This window comes from Xanthomonas sp. AC360, assembly GCF_979258225.1.
Window position 1 is genome coordinate 4,333,680 of record NZ_OZ409846.1, and the last position, 16,260, is coordinate 4,349,939.

General features: G+C 63.9%; 11 protein-coding genes and 1 other RNA gene. 6 read left to right on the top strand and 6 right to left on the bottom strand.

Annotated features, from left to right (window positions below):
* Positions 1 to 10 precede the first annotated feature (10 nt).
* On the top strand, positions 11 to 178 hold the full coding sequence (locus tag ACZZ0O_RS18560; protein WP_463591496.1) for a hypothetical protein: 168 nt from the start codon (positions 11 to 13) through the stop codon (positions 176 to 178).
* A 185-nt stretch (positions 179 to 363) separates the two neighbouring features.
* Here ACZZ0O_RS18560 and ACZZ0O_RS18565 read toward each other — a convergent pair whose 3' ends face one another.
* From ACZZ0O_RS18565 to acuI, 4 genes are all read right to left on the bottom strand, one after another.
* On the bottom strand, positions 364 to 729 hold the full coding sequence (locus ACZZ0O_RS18565; protein ID WP_463602945.1) for a hypothetical protein: 366 nt from the start codon (positions 727 to 729) through the stop codon (positions 364 to 366).
* Positions 726 to 1,175, bottom strand: a complete 450-nt coding sequence (locus tag ACZZ0O_RS18570) for a hypothetical protein (protein WP_463602946.1) — start codon at positions 1,173 to 1,175, stop codon at positions 726 to 728. The genes ACZZ0O_RS18565 and ACZZ0O_RS18570 overlap by 4 nt, the downstream gene beginning before the upstream one ends.
* 406 nt (positions 1,176 to 1,581) lie before the next feature.
* Positions 1,582 to 2,004: a hypothetical protein gene (locus tag ACZZ0O_RS18575; RefSeq protein WP_055851766.1), complete on the bottom strand. Its 423-nt coding sequence runs from the start codon at positions 2,002 to 2,004 to the stop codon at positions 1,582 to 1,584.
* Entirely contained in the window at positions 2,001 to 2,987 is a 987-nt protein-coding gene (gene acuI / locus ACZZ0O_RS18580; protein ID WP_463591498.1) for an acrylyl-CoA reductase (NADPH), read from the bottom strand. Before acuI ends, ACZZ0O_RS18575 begins: the two co-directional genes overlap by 4 nt.
* Before the next feature lie 452 nt (positions 2,988 to 3,439).
* On the opposite strand from acuI, the gene ACZZ0O_RS18585 reads away from it, so the two are divergent.
* Positions 3,440 to 3,510: non-coding RNA, sX9 sRNA (locus ACZZ0O_RS18585), on the top strand.
* Between the two features lie 65 nt (positions 3,511 to 3,575).
* Here ACZZ0O_RS18585 and ACZZ0O_RS18590 read toward each other — a convergent pair.
* A complete protein-coding gene (locus tag ACZZ0O_RS18590; protein WP_463591499.1) occupies positions 3,576 to 4,151 on the bottom strand; it encodes a TetR/AcrR family transcriptional regulator in 576 nt (191 codons plus the stop codon).
* 292 nt (positions 4,152 to 4,443) lie between these two features.
* On the opposite strand from ACZZ0O_RS18590, the gene ACZZ0O_RS18595 reads away from it, so the two are divergent.
* The gene (locus ACZZ0O_RS18595) at positions 4,444 to 5,232 is read left to right on the top strand and encodes an SDR family NAD(P)-dependent oxidoreductase (protein ID WP_463591500.1); all 789 of its coding nucleotides are present in this window, start codon (positions 4,444 to 4,446) and stop codon (positions 5,230 to 5,232) included.
* Between the two features lie 239 nt (positions 5,233 to 5,471).
* Here the strand turns inward: ACZZ0O_RS18595 and ACZZ0O_RS18600 are convergent, their stop codons facing one another.
* Complete coding sequence (locus tag ACZZ0O_RS18600) at positions 5,472 to 10,481, bottom strand: NAD-glutamate dehydrogenase (protein WP_463602850.1); 5,010 nt, start codon at positions 10,479 to 10,481, stop codon at positions 5,472 to 5,474.
* Positions 10,482 to 10,758: 277 nt separating this feature from the next.
* On the opposite strand from ACZZ0O_RS18600, the gene ACZZ0O_RS18605 reads away from it, so the two are divergent.
* The 3 genes from ACZZ0O_RS18605 to ACZZ0O_RS18615 are packed head-to-tail and all read left to right on the top strand — an operon-like array spanning position 10,759 to position 15,932.
* Positions 10,759 to 11,418: a TetR/AcrR family transcriptional regulator gene (locus ACZZ0O_RS18605; protein WP_463591501.1), complete on the top strand. Its 660-nt coding sequence runs from the start codon at positions 10,759 to 10,761 to the stop codon at positions 11,416 to 11,418.
* 14 nt (positions 11,419 to 11,432) lie between these two features.
* Positions 11,433 to 12,749, top strand: a complete 1,317-nt coding sequence (locus tag ACZZ0O_RS18610) for an efflux RND transporter periplasmic adaptor subunit (protein ID WP_463591502.1) — start codon at positions 11,433 to 11,435, stop codon at positions 12,747 to 12,749.
* Between the two features lie 12 nt (positions 12,750 to 12,761).
* Positions 12,762 to 15,932, top strand: coding sequence for a multidrug efflux RND transporter permease subunit (locus ACZZ0O_RS18615; protein ID WP_055851747.1), 3,171 nt, complete (start codon positions 12,762 to 12,764; stop codon positions 15,930 to 15,932).
* The last annotated feature ends 328 nt before the right edge of the window (positions 15,933 to 16,260 follow it).

A 16,260-nucleotide genomic window follows, 5' to 3' on the forward strand; every position in this document is an offset into this window, starting at 1 on the left:
AGTTGGCGCTGTGGCACAAGAGATCCAGCATGTGAACGGCGAGCCCGTGAAACTGGCCTTTGTCGACCAAAGGCATTCGGGCAAAGATCCTGCTGCTGCGCTCGAAAAGGGCATCGAACTGCATGTGGTGACGTTGCAGGAAGCGAAGAAAGGTGTCGTGCTTCTGTCACGTCGCTAGGTGGTCGAGCGCAGCTTCCGCTGGGTCAACCACTTCAGGCGGTTGGCCCAGGACTAGAAGCGCTTACCTGAAACATTGGCAGGGCTCCACTTCGTGGTCTTCAGCATTCTGATGCTGGGGAATGCCGCCAGCCTGCTCCAACGTCCATAAAACGCTCTAGGCACCGCGAGAACGTCGTCAGTTCTCTAGAATTCCGCTTCCTTGCTAGCGGGTTGAAGCACTTGCTGGCCCAGATCATTGCCGATGTTGAGGAACCCGATCCCGCCCGACAGCCCTTGTGCTTGCATGGCCTGTGCTTGCATGGCCTGTGCTTGCATGGCCTGTGCTTGCATGGCCTGTGCTTGCATGGCCTGCGTTTGCACGACCGAAGAATAATCCGCAAAGAAATCGGGCGTGCGCCATTGCGCGGAAATCGATTCGCGGCTGCCACCCAGATCGTTGTTCCAGGTCACGGCTTTCTGCGAATCGGGCGAACCGAACTTGCGCTTGAGCAGCTCCATCACGCGCGGCTGCGCCTCGAACCCCGTGGTGTTGAAGCGCAAGGCGATCACACGCCCGTTCTGCAGTAAAACCAGGCCGCCCGCACCTTCCAGAGAAAAGCGTCACCTGCGCCCGCGCCGATCGACATGCCGATGGGCGCGACCCACGCCGGGAACTCAGCCGTGGCGAAGACCAGGTAAGCGTATTCGCCTGGCCCGAACTCGGTATTGCCCACGGCCATGTTTGTCGTGCCGGGCGCGACGCACAACCCTGTTGCCGGTGGAGTGGCCTTCAGCGGCTCCGGCGGCGGGGCCGTCAGCTTGTTGAACGCCCTACTCCCTAATCCTGTGCTGCTGCGGCGGGCAGCTGGAGCGGGTAAGGAGAGTTGGCAAACGGGCAGCGTTAATGGCGCCCCTAATTTGATGCCGAATATGTCAGTTTCCGCCGCAGAGACCGAGACGGTAGGCGCCATGGTCAGTAACACGACAAGCGAACTGGCGGCTGCAGTGATACGCATAGGGCTGTAATCCAAGCTGGATCATGATCGAAACGGAAGCATATCCCCTGTTGCTGCTCGGCGCTGCGCTCGGCTCCCAGCCCGTGGCTGACCCGATGGGATGAAAGGTTCACTTTCATCTTTTCCGCGTATTGCTGCATCGACAAGCCTTGCGCCTGTGTTGGGTCCACGTTGCTGGTCTGGGGCTTGTCAAAGGCGCTGAACTGCTGGATCCCCTGCACTTCACCATCAGCGCCCATGCAGTGCGGGTCACCGTCGCCTTGGTCCTGCCGGCGCTGTCCAATGTGGCTATTGAGCGCGCCATTCCGGTGGAGCACCGGGCCGAGAAAGTGTGTTGGCCCTCTTGCCGCGTGTCCAAGCCTTTCAGTTGCATGACGGCACGCAACAGGCTGCCGTCATGCATCGATCAACGCGCGCGGTTAGCGCGTCGCTGCGTCGCCTCTGCACGCGTGACCAACAGAAACGCCAGCGGAAGCCCGATTTCGATGGCGACCGCCGGGAAAATACCGGCGTTGACATGCCCGGCAGCCCATTCCGACACGCCCAACACTGCCAACGATAGGCACGCGGTGGCAAAGCCGGCAATCACCGCGCGGCGCCCCGGCGATGGCGGTGCCGCGCGTACCAGCAACAGCATCACGCCGATGGCCGCATACATCGGCGCGGCGCGGCGACCGACAACGCCTAAAGCGTTGCTGTCGAAGGCGACGCCCCAGTTGGCCAGCATGGTCGCAGGCGCCAGCAACCAGACAGCGCCCAGCGCGAAAAACAATAGGGCCGACAGCGTGGCCAGGTAGCGGAATGCCCGCGATGCAGTGGGCGCACTCATGCGTTTACATCCACGACAGTACGTCCCTGCACCTTGCCATCCAGCAGCTGGGCGGCAATCTGCGGCACCTCCGCCAGCCCGACTGTCGTCGTGGTCAATGCCAGCTTGCCCAACTCCAGATCGTGCGCCAGACGCGACCACGCCTGCAGGCGTACCGCCTGCGGCGCGTTGACCGAATCGATACCGGCCAACGTGACGTTGCGCAAAATGAAGGGCAGCACCGAGGCCGGCAATTGAACGCCCTGCGCCATGCCGAACGAGGTCACCACGCCGCGATACTGCGTCTGCGCAAGCGCGTTTGCCAGCGTGTGGCTGCCCACCCCATCCACCACGCCTGCCCAGCGCTCCTTGCTGATCGGCGCGCCGGGTTCGGACAGAGTGCTGCGGTCGATGACCTCGGCAGCGCCCAGGCTGTGCAGATACGCGGCCTGCTCCAGCCGGCCGGTGGAGGCGACCACGCGATACCCCAGACCTGCCAGCAAGGCGATGGCCACCGAGCCGGCGCCGCCATTTGCGCCGGTGACCAGGATGTCGCCGCGTTCGGGGGTCAGCGCGCCGTGCTCCAGTGCCATCACCGCCAGCATGGCGGTGTAGCCGGCCGTACCGATCGCCATTGCATCGTGCGTGGAAAATGCCGCCGGAATCTTGATCAACCAGTCGCCAGGCACCCGCGCCTTCTGCGCGTAGCCGCCATGATGGGTCTGACTCAGGCCCCAGCCATTGGCCAGCACGCGGTCTCCCACCGCAATACCGGGATCGCTGGACGCTTCGACCACACCGGCAAGATCGATGCCGGGAATCAGCGGAAAACGGCGAATGATCGGGCCGCGTCCGGTGACCGCCAACGCATCCTTGTAGTTGACGGTCGAGTAGTCGACGGCAATCGTCACCTCGCCCGGCATGAGGTCGTCTTCGTTGAACTGCACGAGTTCGGTGGTCACCGTCTCGCTGGTTTGCGTGGCGAGCAATGCATTGAAGGTCATTGTCTTCTCCTGATGGGATGGATTGAGGCCGCGGGTGAGCGCGTCCCTGATTGCAGTCAATGACGCAGTCAATGACAGCGCAGCGGCCAGTTGACGATCACGCCGCTACTGGACTGCGATGGCGGTGCGGTGCGGTGCGGGATCTCCGGTGATTCTGTGCCACCTTGCGGCACAAGACGCTTTCCGCTGCGGCAACGAAGTCGCTTGAGTCGGGCTGACGTGGACGGCGCTGATCGCCTGAAACGTTTGCTCGATGGGCCTGTCGCTTCAGCGGCTCGTCGTACAGCGGGGTGACCGGCGTCGCGCCAAGCACATGGCACTCCTGCAAGGAGTGGCCAGCGCGTGAGCTGGTGTGGCGGTAAAAGCGCATTTCGCTAAAACATTTCGCTAAAAGCAGCTAACAAAACGACTGTGCTCACCTCCAGGTGGGCGCGGCTGGTGCTCGGTACGGCATGCACCACGCGTACATTCCGGTTCTGAGCGCGCCATCCACCTGACAACTGTTCGCTACGGTTTGTTAGCCGTTCTTGGCACGCGGCGCTACCGCCAATCCCTCGACCACGCCGGCCGCAGCTGCACTTCTCTCGGTCAGTTGGAGGGTTGCAACGACGACAGAATCTGGTCACGACATACCGCAATGACTTCGTCGGCCAGTGGCGAATCGTTGGGACACGACCGCGACAGCACGATGGCACCGATGGCGTGCGCCAGCATGTTCAGCGTGTTGGCACGCTCGTCCGCTGCCTCGGCGGTACCGGGCGCGGCCCCGCTGCGGTCGAGCGCGGCCAACAGGTTTTCGACCCCGGCCGCAAACGCTTCGCGCACTTGTCCCGGCTGACGCGCGGCTTCGGCGCCCAGCGCAGCCATCGTGCAACCGGTGGCAGGGCTGTCGCGATGTCCGCGCGACAGATAGAAGTTCACGAAATCGGTCTTGTCCACGCGCTCGGACTGAGCCGCGATGTTGGCCAAGCCGCAGGCTGCCGATTCGGCCATCAAATCTGCCTTGGAGCCGAACTGCTTGTAGAAACCACCGTGGGTGAACCCTGCAGCGGCCATCAGATCGGCAATACCGATCCCTGCGTAACCGTGCTCGCGAAACAGCACCGAGGCGGTTTCGACGACATGCGCCCGGTTCGCCTGTGCCTGTGCTTTGGTCACTTTCATCGTTGCGACGCTCCGTGGGGAGAATGGGGACAGCGACAGCATACTTTGATGTTGCGCGTCATCAAAGTATTGACACCTTAGATTTTATTCGTAATCTTTGCATCCGCCGTCTTTCTGAGCACCCTCAATGCCCACGCGTCGCTGCCCGCCCCCTCTGCCCTGGGCAACCTGACGCCAACCAGTCGCATCGCGATGGTCACGGTGACGCGTCACCGTGCAGGCGTCGGCCGGCGCCCGGGGCGCTTGCGGCCACGTCGTGCGCCTTTCCACCTCTCTCACTCAAGGAATTTCCATGACCGCACTTCCCGCTGTCCTCATCACTGGCGCCTCCACCGGTATCGGTGCTGTCTACGCCGAGCGCTTCGCCCAACGCGGCCACAACCTGGTGCTGGTCGCACGCGACAAGGAACTCCTGGACGCCCTGGCCGCGCACCTGTGCGACACCCATCGCGTCAGCGTCGATGTGCTGCAGGCTGACCTGACCCAGCCAACCGACCTGAGCACTGTGGAAACCCGCCTGCGCGACGACGCGCAGATCGGCATCCTGGTCAACAACGCCGGCATGGCGCAATCGGGCGGCATCATGCAGCAAGACGCCAAGGCGATCGACCGCCTGATTGCGCTCAATGTCACCGCGTTGACGCGCCTGTCCGCCGCCGTTGCGCCGCGCTTTGCGCAGTCCGGCAGCGGTGCGATCGTCAACATTGGATCGGTCGTGGGGTTTGCGCCCGAATTCGGCATGAGCGTCTATGGCGCCACCAAGGCCTTCGTGCTGTTCCTGTCGCAGGGCCTGCACGTGGAGCTTGGCGCCAAGGGCGTGTATGTGCAGGCCGTCTTGCCGGCCGGCACGCGCACCGAGATCTGGGAACGCGCCGGTATCGACATCAACACGCTGAGCGACTTGATGGACGTTAACGAACTGGTCGATGCCGCGCTGGTCGGCTTCGATCGCCGCGAACTGGTCACCATTCCGCCGCTGCACGTGGCCGAACGCTGGGACGCACTGGATGGCGCGCGCCAGGGTTTGCTGTCGGACATCCGGCAGGCGAACGCCGCAGAGCGCTATCAGCCGACGACCTGACGAGCTGAGCTGCACTGCTGCCCGCAGGGCTCGCATGGCGATCGGTGCGGGCCTGCGGTGTTGTGTTGTGCCTGCACACGCGCTCACCGATTCACTATGTCATCAGCACGCATCCAATAACGCAGAAGGCCGCCCTGGGGCGGCCTTCTGCGTTATTCATTGGCAACACCAGCTCATCCACTGATGACAGGCGGCATGACGGCGGAGCAATCGCTCTGCCGTCATGCCGCGCACGCTAATTACAGCCCGTGCGCCGCCAACTGCCCCAATCGCTGCACGGCCACCGACACGGTCGGATAGTCCAGCGTCTTCTGCTCGGCCACATCGCTCAACATCGCCAGGGTGAAGCGCAGGCTGGAATCGTCGCGTGCCAGCCAGTTGGCCACCTTGTCCTCGGCACTGCTGCCGGGCATGGTCAGCACCTGACCCACCAACGCACGCTGATGCGCGGCCAGTTCGTCGCGCAGCACGCCACGTGCCACCGCATGCCAGCGGCCGTTGACCTCCAGCGCGTCGATCTGCTCGAACAACCACGGCAGCCGCAGCGCATCGCCCAAACGGAAATGCACCTTGGACACTTCCACCGGCTTGAGCTTGCGGGTGCGCGCGGTTTCGATGATGTCGAACGCCGGTTCCAGATAGCGCAACTCGGACAGCTGCTGTGCCAGTGCCGGCGGCAGGCCCTTGTCCTGCCATTCCTGCACGCTGGCTTCGTACAGCGGTCGCTGGGTGTCGGACAACACGCCCGAGGCCACACGGATATCGTTGAACGGGCCGTGGTAACGCTCCACCGCTGCGGTGATGCCCGGCATCTGGCCCGGACGCAGCAGCAGCCAACGCACGAACGAGCGTTGCAGGCGCCAAATCACTTCCAGTGCATCGATCTGCACCGACTCGGGCACCTTGCCGTCCAGCGCATCGATCTGCGTCCACAGCGCGCGCGCGTCCAGCGTTTCGCGGCTGATGGTATAGGCCTTGGCGACCTCGCCAATGCTGCGGCCGGTGTCTTCCTGCATGCGCATCAGGAAGGTCGCGCCCATGCGGTTGATGGTGGTGTTGGTGACCGCGGTGGCGATGATTTCGCGCTTGAGGCGATGGCGCTCCATCGCATCGGCGTACTTCTTCTGCAGCGGCTGCGGGAAGTAGCGCTGCAATTCCTTGGACAGATACGGGTCTTCCGGAATATCCGATTCCAGCAGCTGCTGGAACGCCACCAGCTTGGAGTACGACAGCAGCACCGACAGTTCCGGCCGCGACAAGCCTTGACCGCGCGCCTTGCGTGCCGACAGTTCTGCATCGGACGGCAGGAATTCGATCTGGCGATCGAGCAGACCCTGCAATTCCAGCGTGCGAATGAAGTGCTGCTTGGAGCCCAAGCGCTTGACGCTCATGCGCTCCATCAAGCTGATCGCCTGGTTCTGGCGATAGTTGTCCCACAGCACCAGGTCGGCCACTTCGTCGGTCATCGACGCCAACAGCTTGTTGCGTGCGTCGTAGGTGAGCTTCTTGGCCTGCACCATGTCGTTGAGCAGGATCTTGATGTTCACCTCGTGATCGGAGGTGTCCACGCCGGCCGAGTTGTCGATGAAGTCGGTGTTGAGCAACACGCCGGTCTGCGCCGCTTCGATGCGGCCCAGCTGGGTCAGGCCCAGATTGCCGCCCTCGCCCACCACCTTGCAGCGCAGCTCGCCGCCATTGACGCGCAGACCGTTGTTGGCGCGATCGCCCACATCGGCATGCGATTCGCTGGAGGCCTTGACGTAGGTGCCGATACCGCCGTTCCAGAACAGGTCCACCGGCGCCTTGAGGATGGCGTTCATCAGCGCGTTGGGCGAGAGCTGCTTGACGTTGGCCTCAAGCCCCAGCGCCTCACGCACCGGCGCGCTGATGTCGATCGACTTCAACGTGCGCGGATAAATACCGCCGCCGGCGCTGATCAGCTTGGCGTCGTAATCGGCCCAGCTGGAACGCGGCAGCTTGAACAGGCGCTCGCGTTCGGCGAACGAGGCAGCCGCATCCGGCGACGGGTCGAGGAAGATATGCCGGTGATCGAACGCGGCCAGCAGACGGATATGCGTTGAGAGCAGCATGCCGTTGCCGAACACGTCGCCGGACATGTCGCCGATGCCGGCAACGCTGAAATCCTGGCTCTGGCAATCGCGGCCCATCGCACGGAAGTGGCGCTTGACCGACTCCCACGCGCCACGCGCGGTGATGCCCATGCCCTTGTGGTCGTAACCGACCGAACCACCAGAGGCGAACGCATCGCCCAGCCAGAAGCCGTGATCCAGCGCCAGGCCATTGGCGATGTCGGAGAACGTCGCCGTGCCCTTGTCGGCGGCGACCACCAGATACGGGTCGTCCTGATCGTGGCGCACCACCTGCGGCGGCGGCACGATCTTGCCACCGACGATGTTGTCGGTGATGTCGAGCAGGCCCTGGATGAACAGCTTGTAGCAGGCGATGCCTTCGGCCTGGATCGCATCACGATCGCCGCCCACCGGCGAGCGCTTGACGTAGAAACCGCCCTTGGCGCCGACCGGCACGATGACGGTGTTCTTGACCATCTGCGCCTTGACCAGACCCAGCACTTCGGTGCGGAAATCCTCGCGACGGTCCGACCAGCGCAAGCCGCCACGCGCCACTGCGCCAAAGCGCAGATGCACGCCTTCCACGCGCGGGCCGTAGACGAAGATTTCGCGATACGGACGCGGCTTGGGCAGGTCCGGCACGATCGCCGAATCCAGCTTGAAGCTGATGCAATGGCCGTACTTGCCGTGCTTGTCGGTCTGGTAGTAGTTGGTGCGCAGCGTGGCATCGATCACATCGATGAAGCTGCGCAGGATGCGGTCTTCGTCCAGGCTGGACACACGGTCCATCAGCTTGAGCAAGGTGGCGCGGGTGGCCTCCTGCTGCGCAGTGCGGTCGCCGCCGCGTGCGGCGAGTACCGGTTCCAGGGCCTTGAGCGTGGCCTCGTCGCTACCTGCCAGCGCGAACAATTCTTCGCGCAGACGTTCCTGGCCGGCAAAGATCTGCGCCTTGGTTTCGCTGCCGGTGGACGGGTCGAAGCGCGCTTCGAACAGTTCCACCAACAGCCGTGCCAGCAACGGATAGCGGGTGAACGTGGCTTCGACGTAAGCCTGCGAGAACGGCACCGCGGTCTGCAGCAGATACTTGCAGTAACCACGCAGCAACGCGACCTGGCGCCAGTGCAGACCGGCGGCCAGGATCAGACGGTTGAAGCCGTCGTTTTCAGCATCGCCATTCCAGATACGCTCGAAGGCTTCGCCGAAGCCGGCATCGGCATGGGCGGCGTCGATCTTGCCCGCGGTCGATTCGACTTCGAAATCCTGGATATAGACCGGCGTCTCGCCCACCTGCAGCCGATACGGGCGCTCGGAGATCACGCGCAGGCCCATGTTTTCCATCATCGGCATCGCATCCGACAACGGGATGTCGTCGAGCTGACGGTACAACTTCAAACGCAGGCCTTCGCCGGCATCCAGCCGCACGCCGTCGTCGCGACGGATTTCCTGCAGGCTCAGATGCAGATCGTCCGGGCCATCCAGGGTTGCCAGATGTTCGACGTCGGAGACCGCCGATTCGATCGACGACTCTTCGATGTAGCCGGCCGGCAGCGCGCGGCCAAAGTTGGCCGCCATGCGCAGGCCATTGGCCTCGCCGTGACGCGCCACCAGTGCTTCGCGCAGGGCATCGCGCCAGTTGCGCAGCAGATGCGCCAGGCGCGATTCGAGTTCGGTGGTGTTGAACTCCAGCGCTTCGCCGCTCTTGGGCCGCACGATCAGATGCAGCTGCGCCAGCGGCGACTCGCCCAGAACCACCGACGAATCGATGTATTCGCCGTGCAACGCGTCTTTCAGCAGCCCTTCGATGCGCAACCGCACATCGGTGTTGAAGCGCTCGCGCGGGATGTACACCAGCGCAGAAATGAAGCGGCTGTACTTGTCGCGGCGCAGGAACATGCGGCTGCGCACGCGCTCCTGCAGGCCCAGGATGCCGATCGCGGTGCGGTACAGCTCTTCTTCGTTGGACTGGAACAACTCTTCGCGCGGCAGCGTCTCAAGGATATGCCGCAACGCCTTGCCGCTATGGCTGCTCGGGGTCAGCCCCGACTTGCTCATCACGTATTCGTGGCGCTGACGCACCAGCGGAATTTCCCACGGACGGCGGTTGTAGGCGCTGGAGGTAAACAGGCCCAGGAAGCGCTGCTCGCCGACGATACGGCCCTTGCCATCGAATTCCAGGATGCCGATGTAATCCATGTAGCCAACGCGATGCACGCGCGAACGTGCATTGGTCTTGGTCAGGATCAACGCGTCCTTGCGCTTGGACGACGCATTCAAGCCATGCGCCGCCAGCGTGGTCACCGGGCGCGCCGGCGAGGTGTCGTGGCCGCGCATCAGACCCAGGCCGGTTTCCTCCACCGGTGCCAGCACGTCCTGGCCACCCTGCTTCTCCACGCGGTATTCGCGGTAGCCGAAGAAGGTGAAATGGTCGGCAGCGGCCCAGCGCAGGAACTCCTGTGCTTCGTGGCGGCTGATGTCGTCGATCGGCAGGCGGCGGGTGGCCAGATCGTCGGCCAGCATCACCATCTTTTCGCGCATCGAGGCCCAGTCATGCACGATGGCGCGCACTTCGCCCAGCACCTTGCGCACCGCCGCTTCCACCTTGGCCATCTCATCGGCCGGCTGGCGGTCGATCTCCAGCACCATCAGCGATTCGCTCTTGCCCTCGCCCACCGCGGTCAGCTTGCCGGCCTTGTCGCGCGCGATGCGCAGCACCGGGTGGCCGAGCACATGCACGCCGATGCCCAGGTCTGACAAGGTCATGCTGACCGAGTCCACCAGGAACGGCATGTCGTCGTTGACGATCTGCAGCAGCGTATGCGGCGACTCGTAACCGTGACTCTTCAGGGCCGGGTTGAACACCCGCACATTGACCGTGCCGGCTTTGCGCACGCGCGCAAATTCCAGCATGTCGGCCGCCAGCGCTGCCCACTGCTCGGGCGGATGATTCGGAAACTCGTCCTCTTCCATGCGCCGATAGAAATCGGCCGCGAACAACTGGACCTCGGACTGTCGGGCCGCCGGGTAGCGCTTGCGCAACGCGGCAAACACCGGCTCGAGGGTGACCGCCTGCGGTTCGGTGGCAAGCACGGGGACGGCACGTTCGGCGACCGGTTTGACCGACGTCGTGGACGATTTCGAAGCGGCTTTCTTGGCTGTCATGAGAGAGCTGGGATGCTCGGTGGAAAACCTGAATTGTACCGATGCGCCGTGACAACGCCTTGCTGCATAGCGCAAATGCACGGCACGTAGCAGGCGCGGCAGTGGCGCAAAAGCCGTATGGCTCTGTAGTTTCCCCGCCCCTGGCCGGCCGCAGGGTCGCCGGATCGCCAGATCCGGCAAAGTCCGGTCGAATGCTTGGCACACAAGGCGTTGCGCAGACCAAACTGCGATCGTCAAGGCTGTTTAAAAACTAAACTGGACGGTATAGTCTACCGCCATGACTCCTCGTTCCCCCCGTGCTGCCCGGCGTTCGGACTGCGATCGCCGCATCCATGCTGCCGTGCATACGTTGCTTGCCGAGCGCGGCATGCGGCTGAGCATGGACGCGGTGGCCGAGCGCGCCGGCTGTTCCAAGCAAACGCTCTACAGCTATTACGGTTGTAAAGAGAATCTGCTGCGCGATGTCCTGCAGGACCACGTGCACCTGGCCACGGTACCGCTGGACGCGGTGTCCGGCGATCTGCGCGAAGATCTGCTGGCCTTCGCGCTGGCCCATCTTGACCGTCTGAACAGCCCGGATGTGTTACAGACCTGTCGTTTGGTGGAAGCCGAGTCGCACCGGTTCCCCGATCAATCCCAGCAGATCTTCCAGGAGGGCGTCGTCGGTATGCAGCAACGCCTGGCGCATCGCTTCGAGCAAGCGATGGCCGCCGGCCAGCTGCGCCATGACGATCCGCACTTCATGGCCGAGCTGCTGCTCAGCATGATCGTCGGGCTGGATTTCGATCGCCAACGGTTTCAGGTTCCCCATCGCGACGGCCTTGCCGCCAGGCAGCAGTGGGCGCAGTTCGCCGTCGATACCTTTTTGCGGGCGTTTGCCGCGGCCAACGCCGCGCCTGCGCTGGCCCCGCTTGCTCTTCTCACTTCAAGACCCTAACGGAGTTCCTCCTGATGATTGCCCCGCTCCGCACCTTCGGCCTGGCCTTGGCCATCACCGTGGCGCTCGCTGCCTGCAGCAAGCCCGAACAACAGCAGGCGCCGCCGCCGCCGGAAGTGTCGGTGCTGGAAATGAAGCCGCAGACGCTGCCGCTGGAGCGCGACCTGGTGGGTCGCCTGTCGGCGTTCCGCTCGGCCGACGTGCGCGCCCGCGTGGACGGCGTGCTGCTCAAGCGCTTGTACACCGAAGGCACTGACGTCAAGGAAGGCCAGCCGCTGTTCGAGATCGATCCGATGCCGCTGCGTGCCACGCTGTTGCAGGCGCAGGGCCAGCTGGCCGCCGCGCAGGCGACCTACGCCAACGCCCAGGTCGCCGCCAAGCGCGCGCGTAGCCTGGCGCCGCAGCAATACGTCTCGCGCGCCGACATCGACAACGCCGAAGCCACCGAGCGCTCCTCCGGCGCCAACGTGCAGCAGGCGCGTGGCCTGGTCGAGTCCGCTCGCATCCAGCTCAGCTTCGCCAGCGTCACCTCGCCGATCACCGGCCGTGCCGGCATTCAGCGGGTCACCGAAGGCGCACTGGTCGGCTCGGGTGAAGCCACCCTGCTGACCACGGTCGACCAGATCGACCCGCTGTACGTGAACTTTGCGATGAGCAGCGAAGAACTCGCCGCACTACGCCAGGCGCAGAGCAGCGGCAACGTGCAGCTCAGCGGCGACGGCAAGTCCACCATCAACGTGGAGCTGGGCAACGGCACCCTGTACCCGCACCCCGGCACGCTGGACGTGTCGGCAGTGACGGTGGACCCGAGCACCGGTGCGGTGTCGCTGCGCGCGACCCTGCCCAACCCGGAACTGGCGCTGCTGCCGGGCGCATTCGTCACCTTCAAGGCCAGCCTGGGTGAGCGCAAAAACGCCTACCTGCTGCCGCAGCAGGCGCTGCAGCGCGATGCGATGGGCGCCTATGCATTGGTGCTGGGCAAGGACGGCAAGGTGGTGCGCAAGAACCTCACTGTCGACGGCCAGCAAAAGGGCCAGTGGATCGTGACCGGCGGCATGACCCCGGGCGACCAGATCATTGTCGATGGCGTGCAGAAGGCCAAGGAAGGTCAGCCGGCCAAGGGCGTGCCGTGGGATCCGAACAAGCCGGCCGCCGGTGGCCAGCCGGGTCAGCCCGGTGCACCTGGCGCGGCTCCGGCCGCAGGCCAGGCTGACGATGCGAAGGCCGCACCGGCTGCAAACGCAGCCGATGCCGCGGCACCGGCAGCGCAGGAACAGCCCAAGCAGGATGCGGCCGCGCAACCGGCCGACTCCCAGTCCAAGCAGCAGTGACGGAACCCGGACATGCCTAAGTTTTTTATCGAACACCCGATCTTTGCCTGGGTGGTGGCGATCCTGATCTCGCTTGCGGGCGTGATCTCGATCCTGAATCTGGGTATCGAGTCGTACCCCACGATCGCCCCGCCGCAGGTCACCGTCACCGCCAACTTCCCCGGTGCCAGCGCCGATACCGCCGAAAAAGCGGTGACGCAGGTCATCGAGCAGCAGCTCACCGGTATCGACCACCTGCTGTACTTCAACTCCTCGTCGGCCTCCAACGGCCGCGTGACCATCACCCTGACCTTCGAAACCGGCACCGACGCGGATATCGCGCAGGTGCAGGTGCAGAACAAGGTGTCGTTGGCCACGCCGCGCCTGCCGTCCGAAGTCACCCAGCAGGGTGTGGTGGTGGCCAAGGCCAACGCCGGCTTCCTGATGGTGGCGGCACTGCGGTCGGACAATCCGTCGATCAACCGCGATGCGCTTAACGACATTGTCGGCTCGCGCGTGCTTGAGCAGATTTCGCGCGTTCCCGGCGTCGGCAGCACCAACCAGTTTGGCGCCGAGTACGCGATGAACATCTGGTTGAACCCGGAGAAGCTGCAGGGTTACAACCTGTCGGCCACCCAGGTGCTGACCGCGGTACGTAACCAGAACGTGCAGTTCGCGGCCGGTTCGGTCGGTGCCGACCCCACGCCGCAAGGCATCAGCTTCACTGCCACGGTGTCGGCGGAAGGGCGTTTCAGCTCGCCGGAAGAGTTCGAGAACATCATCCTGCGCACCGACAACAACGGTGCAACGGTGCGCCTGAAGGATGTCGCGCGGGTCACCGTGGGGCCAAGCAACTACGGCTTCGATACCCAGTACAACGGCAAGCCCACCGGTGCCTTCGGTATCCAGTTGCTGCCGGGCGCCAACGCACTGAACGTGTCCGAAGCGGTCGGTGCCAAGCTAGACGAACTGCAGCCCACCTTCCCGCAGGGCGTGACCTGGTTTGCGCCGTACGAGTCGACCACCTTTGTGCGCATCTCCATCGAGGAAGTGGTGCACACGCTGGTGGAAGCCATCGTGCTGGTGTTCCTGGTGATGCTGCTGTTCCTGCAGAACTTCCGCGCCACGGTCATCCCGACCCTGGTGATTCCGGTGGCGCTGCTGGGCACCTTCTTCGGCATGTACGCCATCGGCTTCACCATCAACCAGCTCACTCTGTTTGCGATGGTGCTGGCGATCGGCATCGTGGTGGACGATGCGATCGTGGTGATCGAGAACGTCGAACGCATCATGAGCGAGGAGCATCTGGAGCCGAAGGCGGCCACGCAGAAGGCGATGACCCAGATCACCGGCGCGGTGGTGGCCATCACCGTGGTGCTGGCGGCGGTGTTCATCCCCTCCTCGCTGCAGCCCGGCGCCTCCGGTGCGATCTACAAGCAGTTCGCGCTGACCATCGCCATGTCGATGGGTTTCTCCGCTTTCCTGGCGCTGACCTTTACGCCGGCGTTGTGCGCCAGCTTCCTCAAGCCCACCCATTCGGACAAGAAGAACTGGGTCTACCGCACCTTCGACAAGTACTACGACAAGCTGGCGCATCGCTATGTCGGCGTGGTGGGTCACACGCTGAAGCGCTCGCCGCCGTGGATGATCGTGTTCGTGGTGCTGGTGGTGCTGTGCGGCTTTCTGTTCACCCGCATGCCGGGCAGCTTCCTGCCGGAAGAAGACCAGGGCTTTGCGGTGGCTATCGTTCAGTTGCCGCCGGGCGCCACCAAGATCCGCACCAACGAAGCGTTTGCGCAAATGCGTGCGGTGCTGGAAAAGCAGCCTGCCGTGGAAGGCATGCTGCAGATTGCCGGCTTCAGCTTCCTGGGCTCAGGCGAAAACGTCGGCATGGGCTTCATCCGGCTCAAGCCGTGGGACGAGCGTGACGTCACTGCCGAGCAGTTGATCCAGCAACTCAACGGTGCCTTCTACGGCATCAAGGGCGCGCAGATCTTCGTGGTCAACCTGCCGACCGTGCAGGGCCTTGGTCAGTTCGGCGGCTTCGACATGTGGCTGCAAGATCGCTCCGGCGCAGGCCAGGAAGCCTTGACCCAGGCGCGCAATATCGTGCTGGGCAAGGCGGCGCAAAAGGCCGACACCATGGTGGGCGTGCGCCCGAACGGCCTGGAAAATTCGCCGCAGTTGCAGTTGCATGTGGACCGCGTGCAGGCGCAGTCGATGGGCCTGGAAGTCAGCGACATCTACAGCTCGATCCAGCTGATGCTGGCACCGGTGTACGTCAACGACTATTTCTCCGAAGGCCGCATCAAGCGCGTCAACATCCGTGCCGACGATCAGTTCCGTACCGGCCCCGAGTCGCTGCGCAACTTCTTCAGCCCGAGCACGACAGCGGTGGGTGCCGATGGCCAGCCCGGCATGATTCCGCTGAGCAACGTGGTCAAGGCCGAATGGACGTACGCCTCGCCGGCGCTGAATCGCTACAACGGCTATTCGGCGGTGAACATCGTCGGTAACCCTGCCCCGGGCGGTAGCTCCGGTCAGGCGATGACGGCGATGGAAGAGATCGTCAACAACGATCTGCCGCCGGGCTTCGGTTTCGACTGGAGCGGCATGTCGTACCAGGAAATCATTGCCGGTAACGCGGCGACGCTGCTGCTGGCGTTGTCGGTGGTGGTGGTGTTCCTGTGCCTGGCCGCACTCTACGAGAGCTGGTCGATTCCGGTGGCGGTGCTGATGGTGGTGCCGATCGGCGTGCTGGGTGCAATCGTGTTCTCGATGCTGCGCGGTCTGCCGAACGATCTGTACTTCAAGATCGGCATGATCACGGTGATTGGTCTGGCGGCAAAGAACGCGATCCTGATCGTGGAATTTGCGGTGGAGCAGCGCGCGGCGGGCAAGACCCTGCGCGAGGCGACCCTGGAAGCGGCGCATCTGCGTTTCCGCCCGATCCTGATGACCTCGTTCGCCTTCATCCTGGGTGTGTTGCCGCTGGCGATCTCCACCGGTGCCGGCGCCAACTCGCGTCACTCCATCGGTACCGGCGTGATCGGCGGCATGGTATTCGCCACCGTGCTCGGCGTGATCTTCATCCCGCTGTTCTTCGTGGTGGTGCGCCGCATGCTGGGCGACAAGCTGGACGAACAGTCCAAGGAGTATCTGGTCGCACAGAACGACTCCGGCACGCACCGTCCGGATCGTTGATCGATCGGTTGATTGCAAGACGAAAAGCCCCGGCAATGCCGGGGCTTTTTTGTTGTGCTGTACTCGGCATGGGGCAGCACACGGCAGGCACCCGCACTAGCAACCTGCCGCGCAGGTCGTTACCCCCACATGCAGTGCGATCCGCACTGGCATTGTTGCGATCCGCCCTGGCACTGCACTGTAGGAGCGCACCCGGGCGCGAACGCTCTACCGGTAACGCCCGTCGCGCCCAGGTGCGCTCCTACGAGATGGCGATGCTCGGAAACGCCAGCGCTCGTCATGCGCAGGTCGTTACTCCCACATGCAGTGCGATCCGCACTGGCATTGT

Coding starts and splice junctions, on each gene's coding strand:
- ACZZ0O_RS18570 (WP_463602946.1), bottom strand. CDS start 1,175: ATGCGTATCACTGCAGCCGCCAGTTCGCTTGTCGTGTTACTGACCATG.
- ACZZ0O_RS18575 (WP_055851766.1), bottom strand. CDS start 2,004: ATGAGTGCGCCCACTGCATCGCGGGCATTCCGCTACCTGGCCACGCTG.
- acuI (WP_463591498.1), bottom strand. CDS start 2,987: ATGACCTTCAATGCATTGCTCGCCACGCAAACCAGCGAGACGGTGACC.
- ACZZ0O_RS18590 (WP_463591499.1), bottom strand. CDS start 4,151: ATGAAAGTGACCAAAGCACAGGCACAGGCGAACCGGGCGCATGTCGTC.
- ACZZ0O_RS18595 (WP_463591500.1), top strand. CDS start 4,444: ATGACCGCACTTCCCGCTGTCCTCATCACTGGCGCCTCCACCGGTATC.
- ACZZ0O_RS18600 (WP_463602850.1), bottom strand. CDS start 10,481: ATGACAGCCAAGAAAGCCGCTTCGAAATCGTCCACGACGTCGGTCAAA.
- ACZZ0O_RS18605 (WP_463591501.1), top strand. CDS start 10,759: ATGACTCCTCGTTCCCCCCGTGCTGCCCGGCGTTCGGACTGCGATCGC.
- ACZZ0O_RS18610 (WP_463591502.1), top strand. CDS start 11,433: ATGATTGCCCCGCTCCGCACCTTCGGCCTGGCCTTGGCCATCACCGTG.
- ACZZ0O_RS18615 (WP_055851747.1), top strand. CDS start 12,762: ATGCCTAAGTTTTTTATCGAACACCCGATCTTTGCCTGGGTGGTGGCG.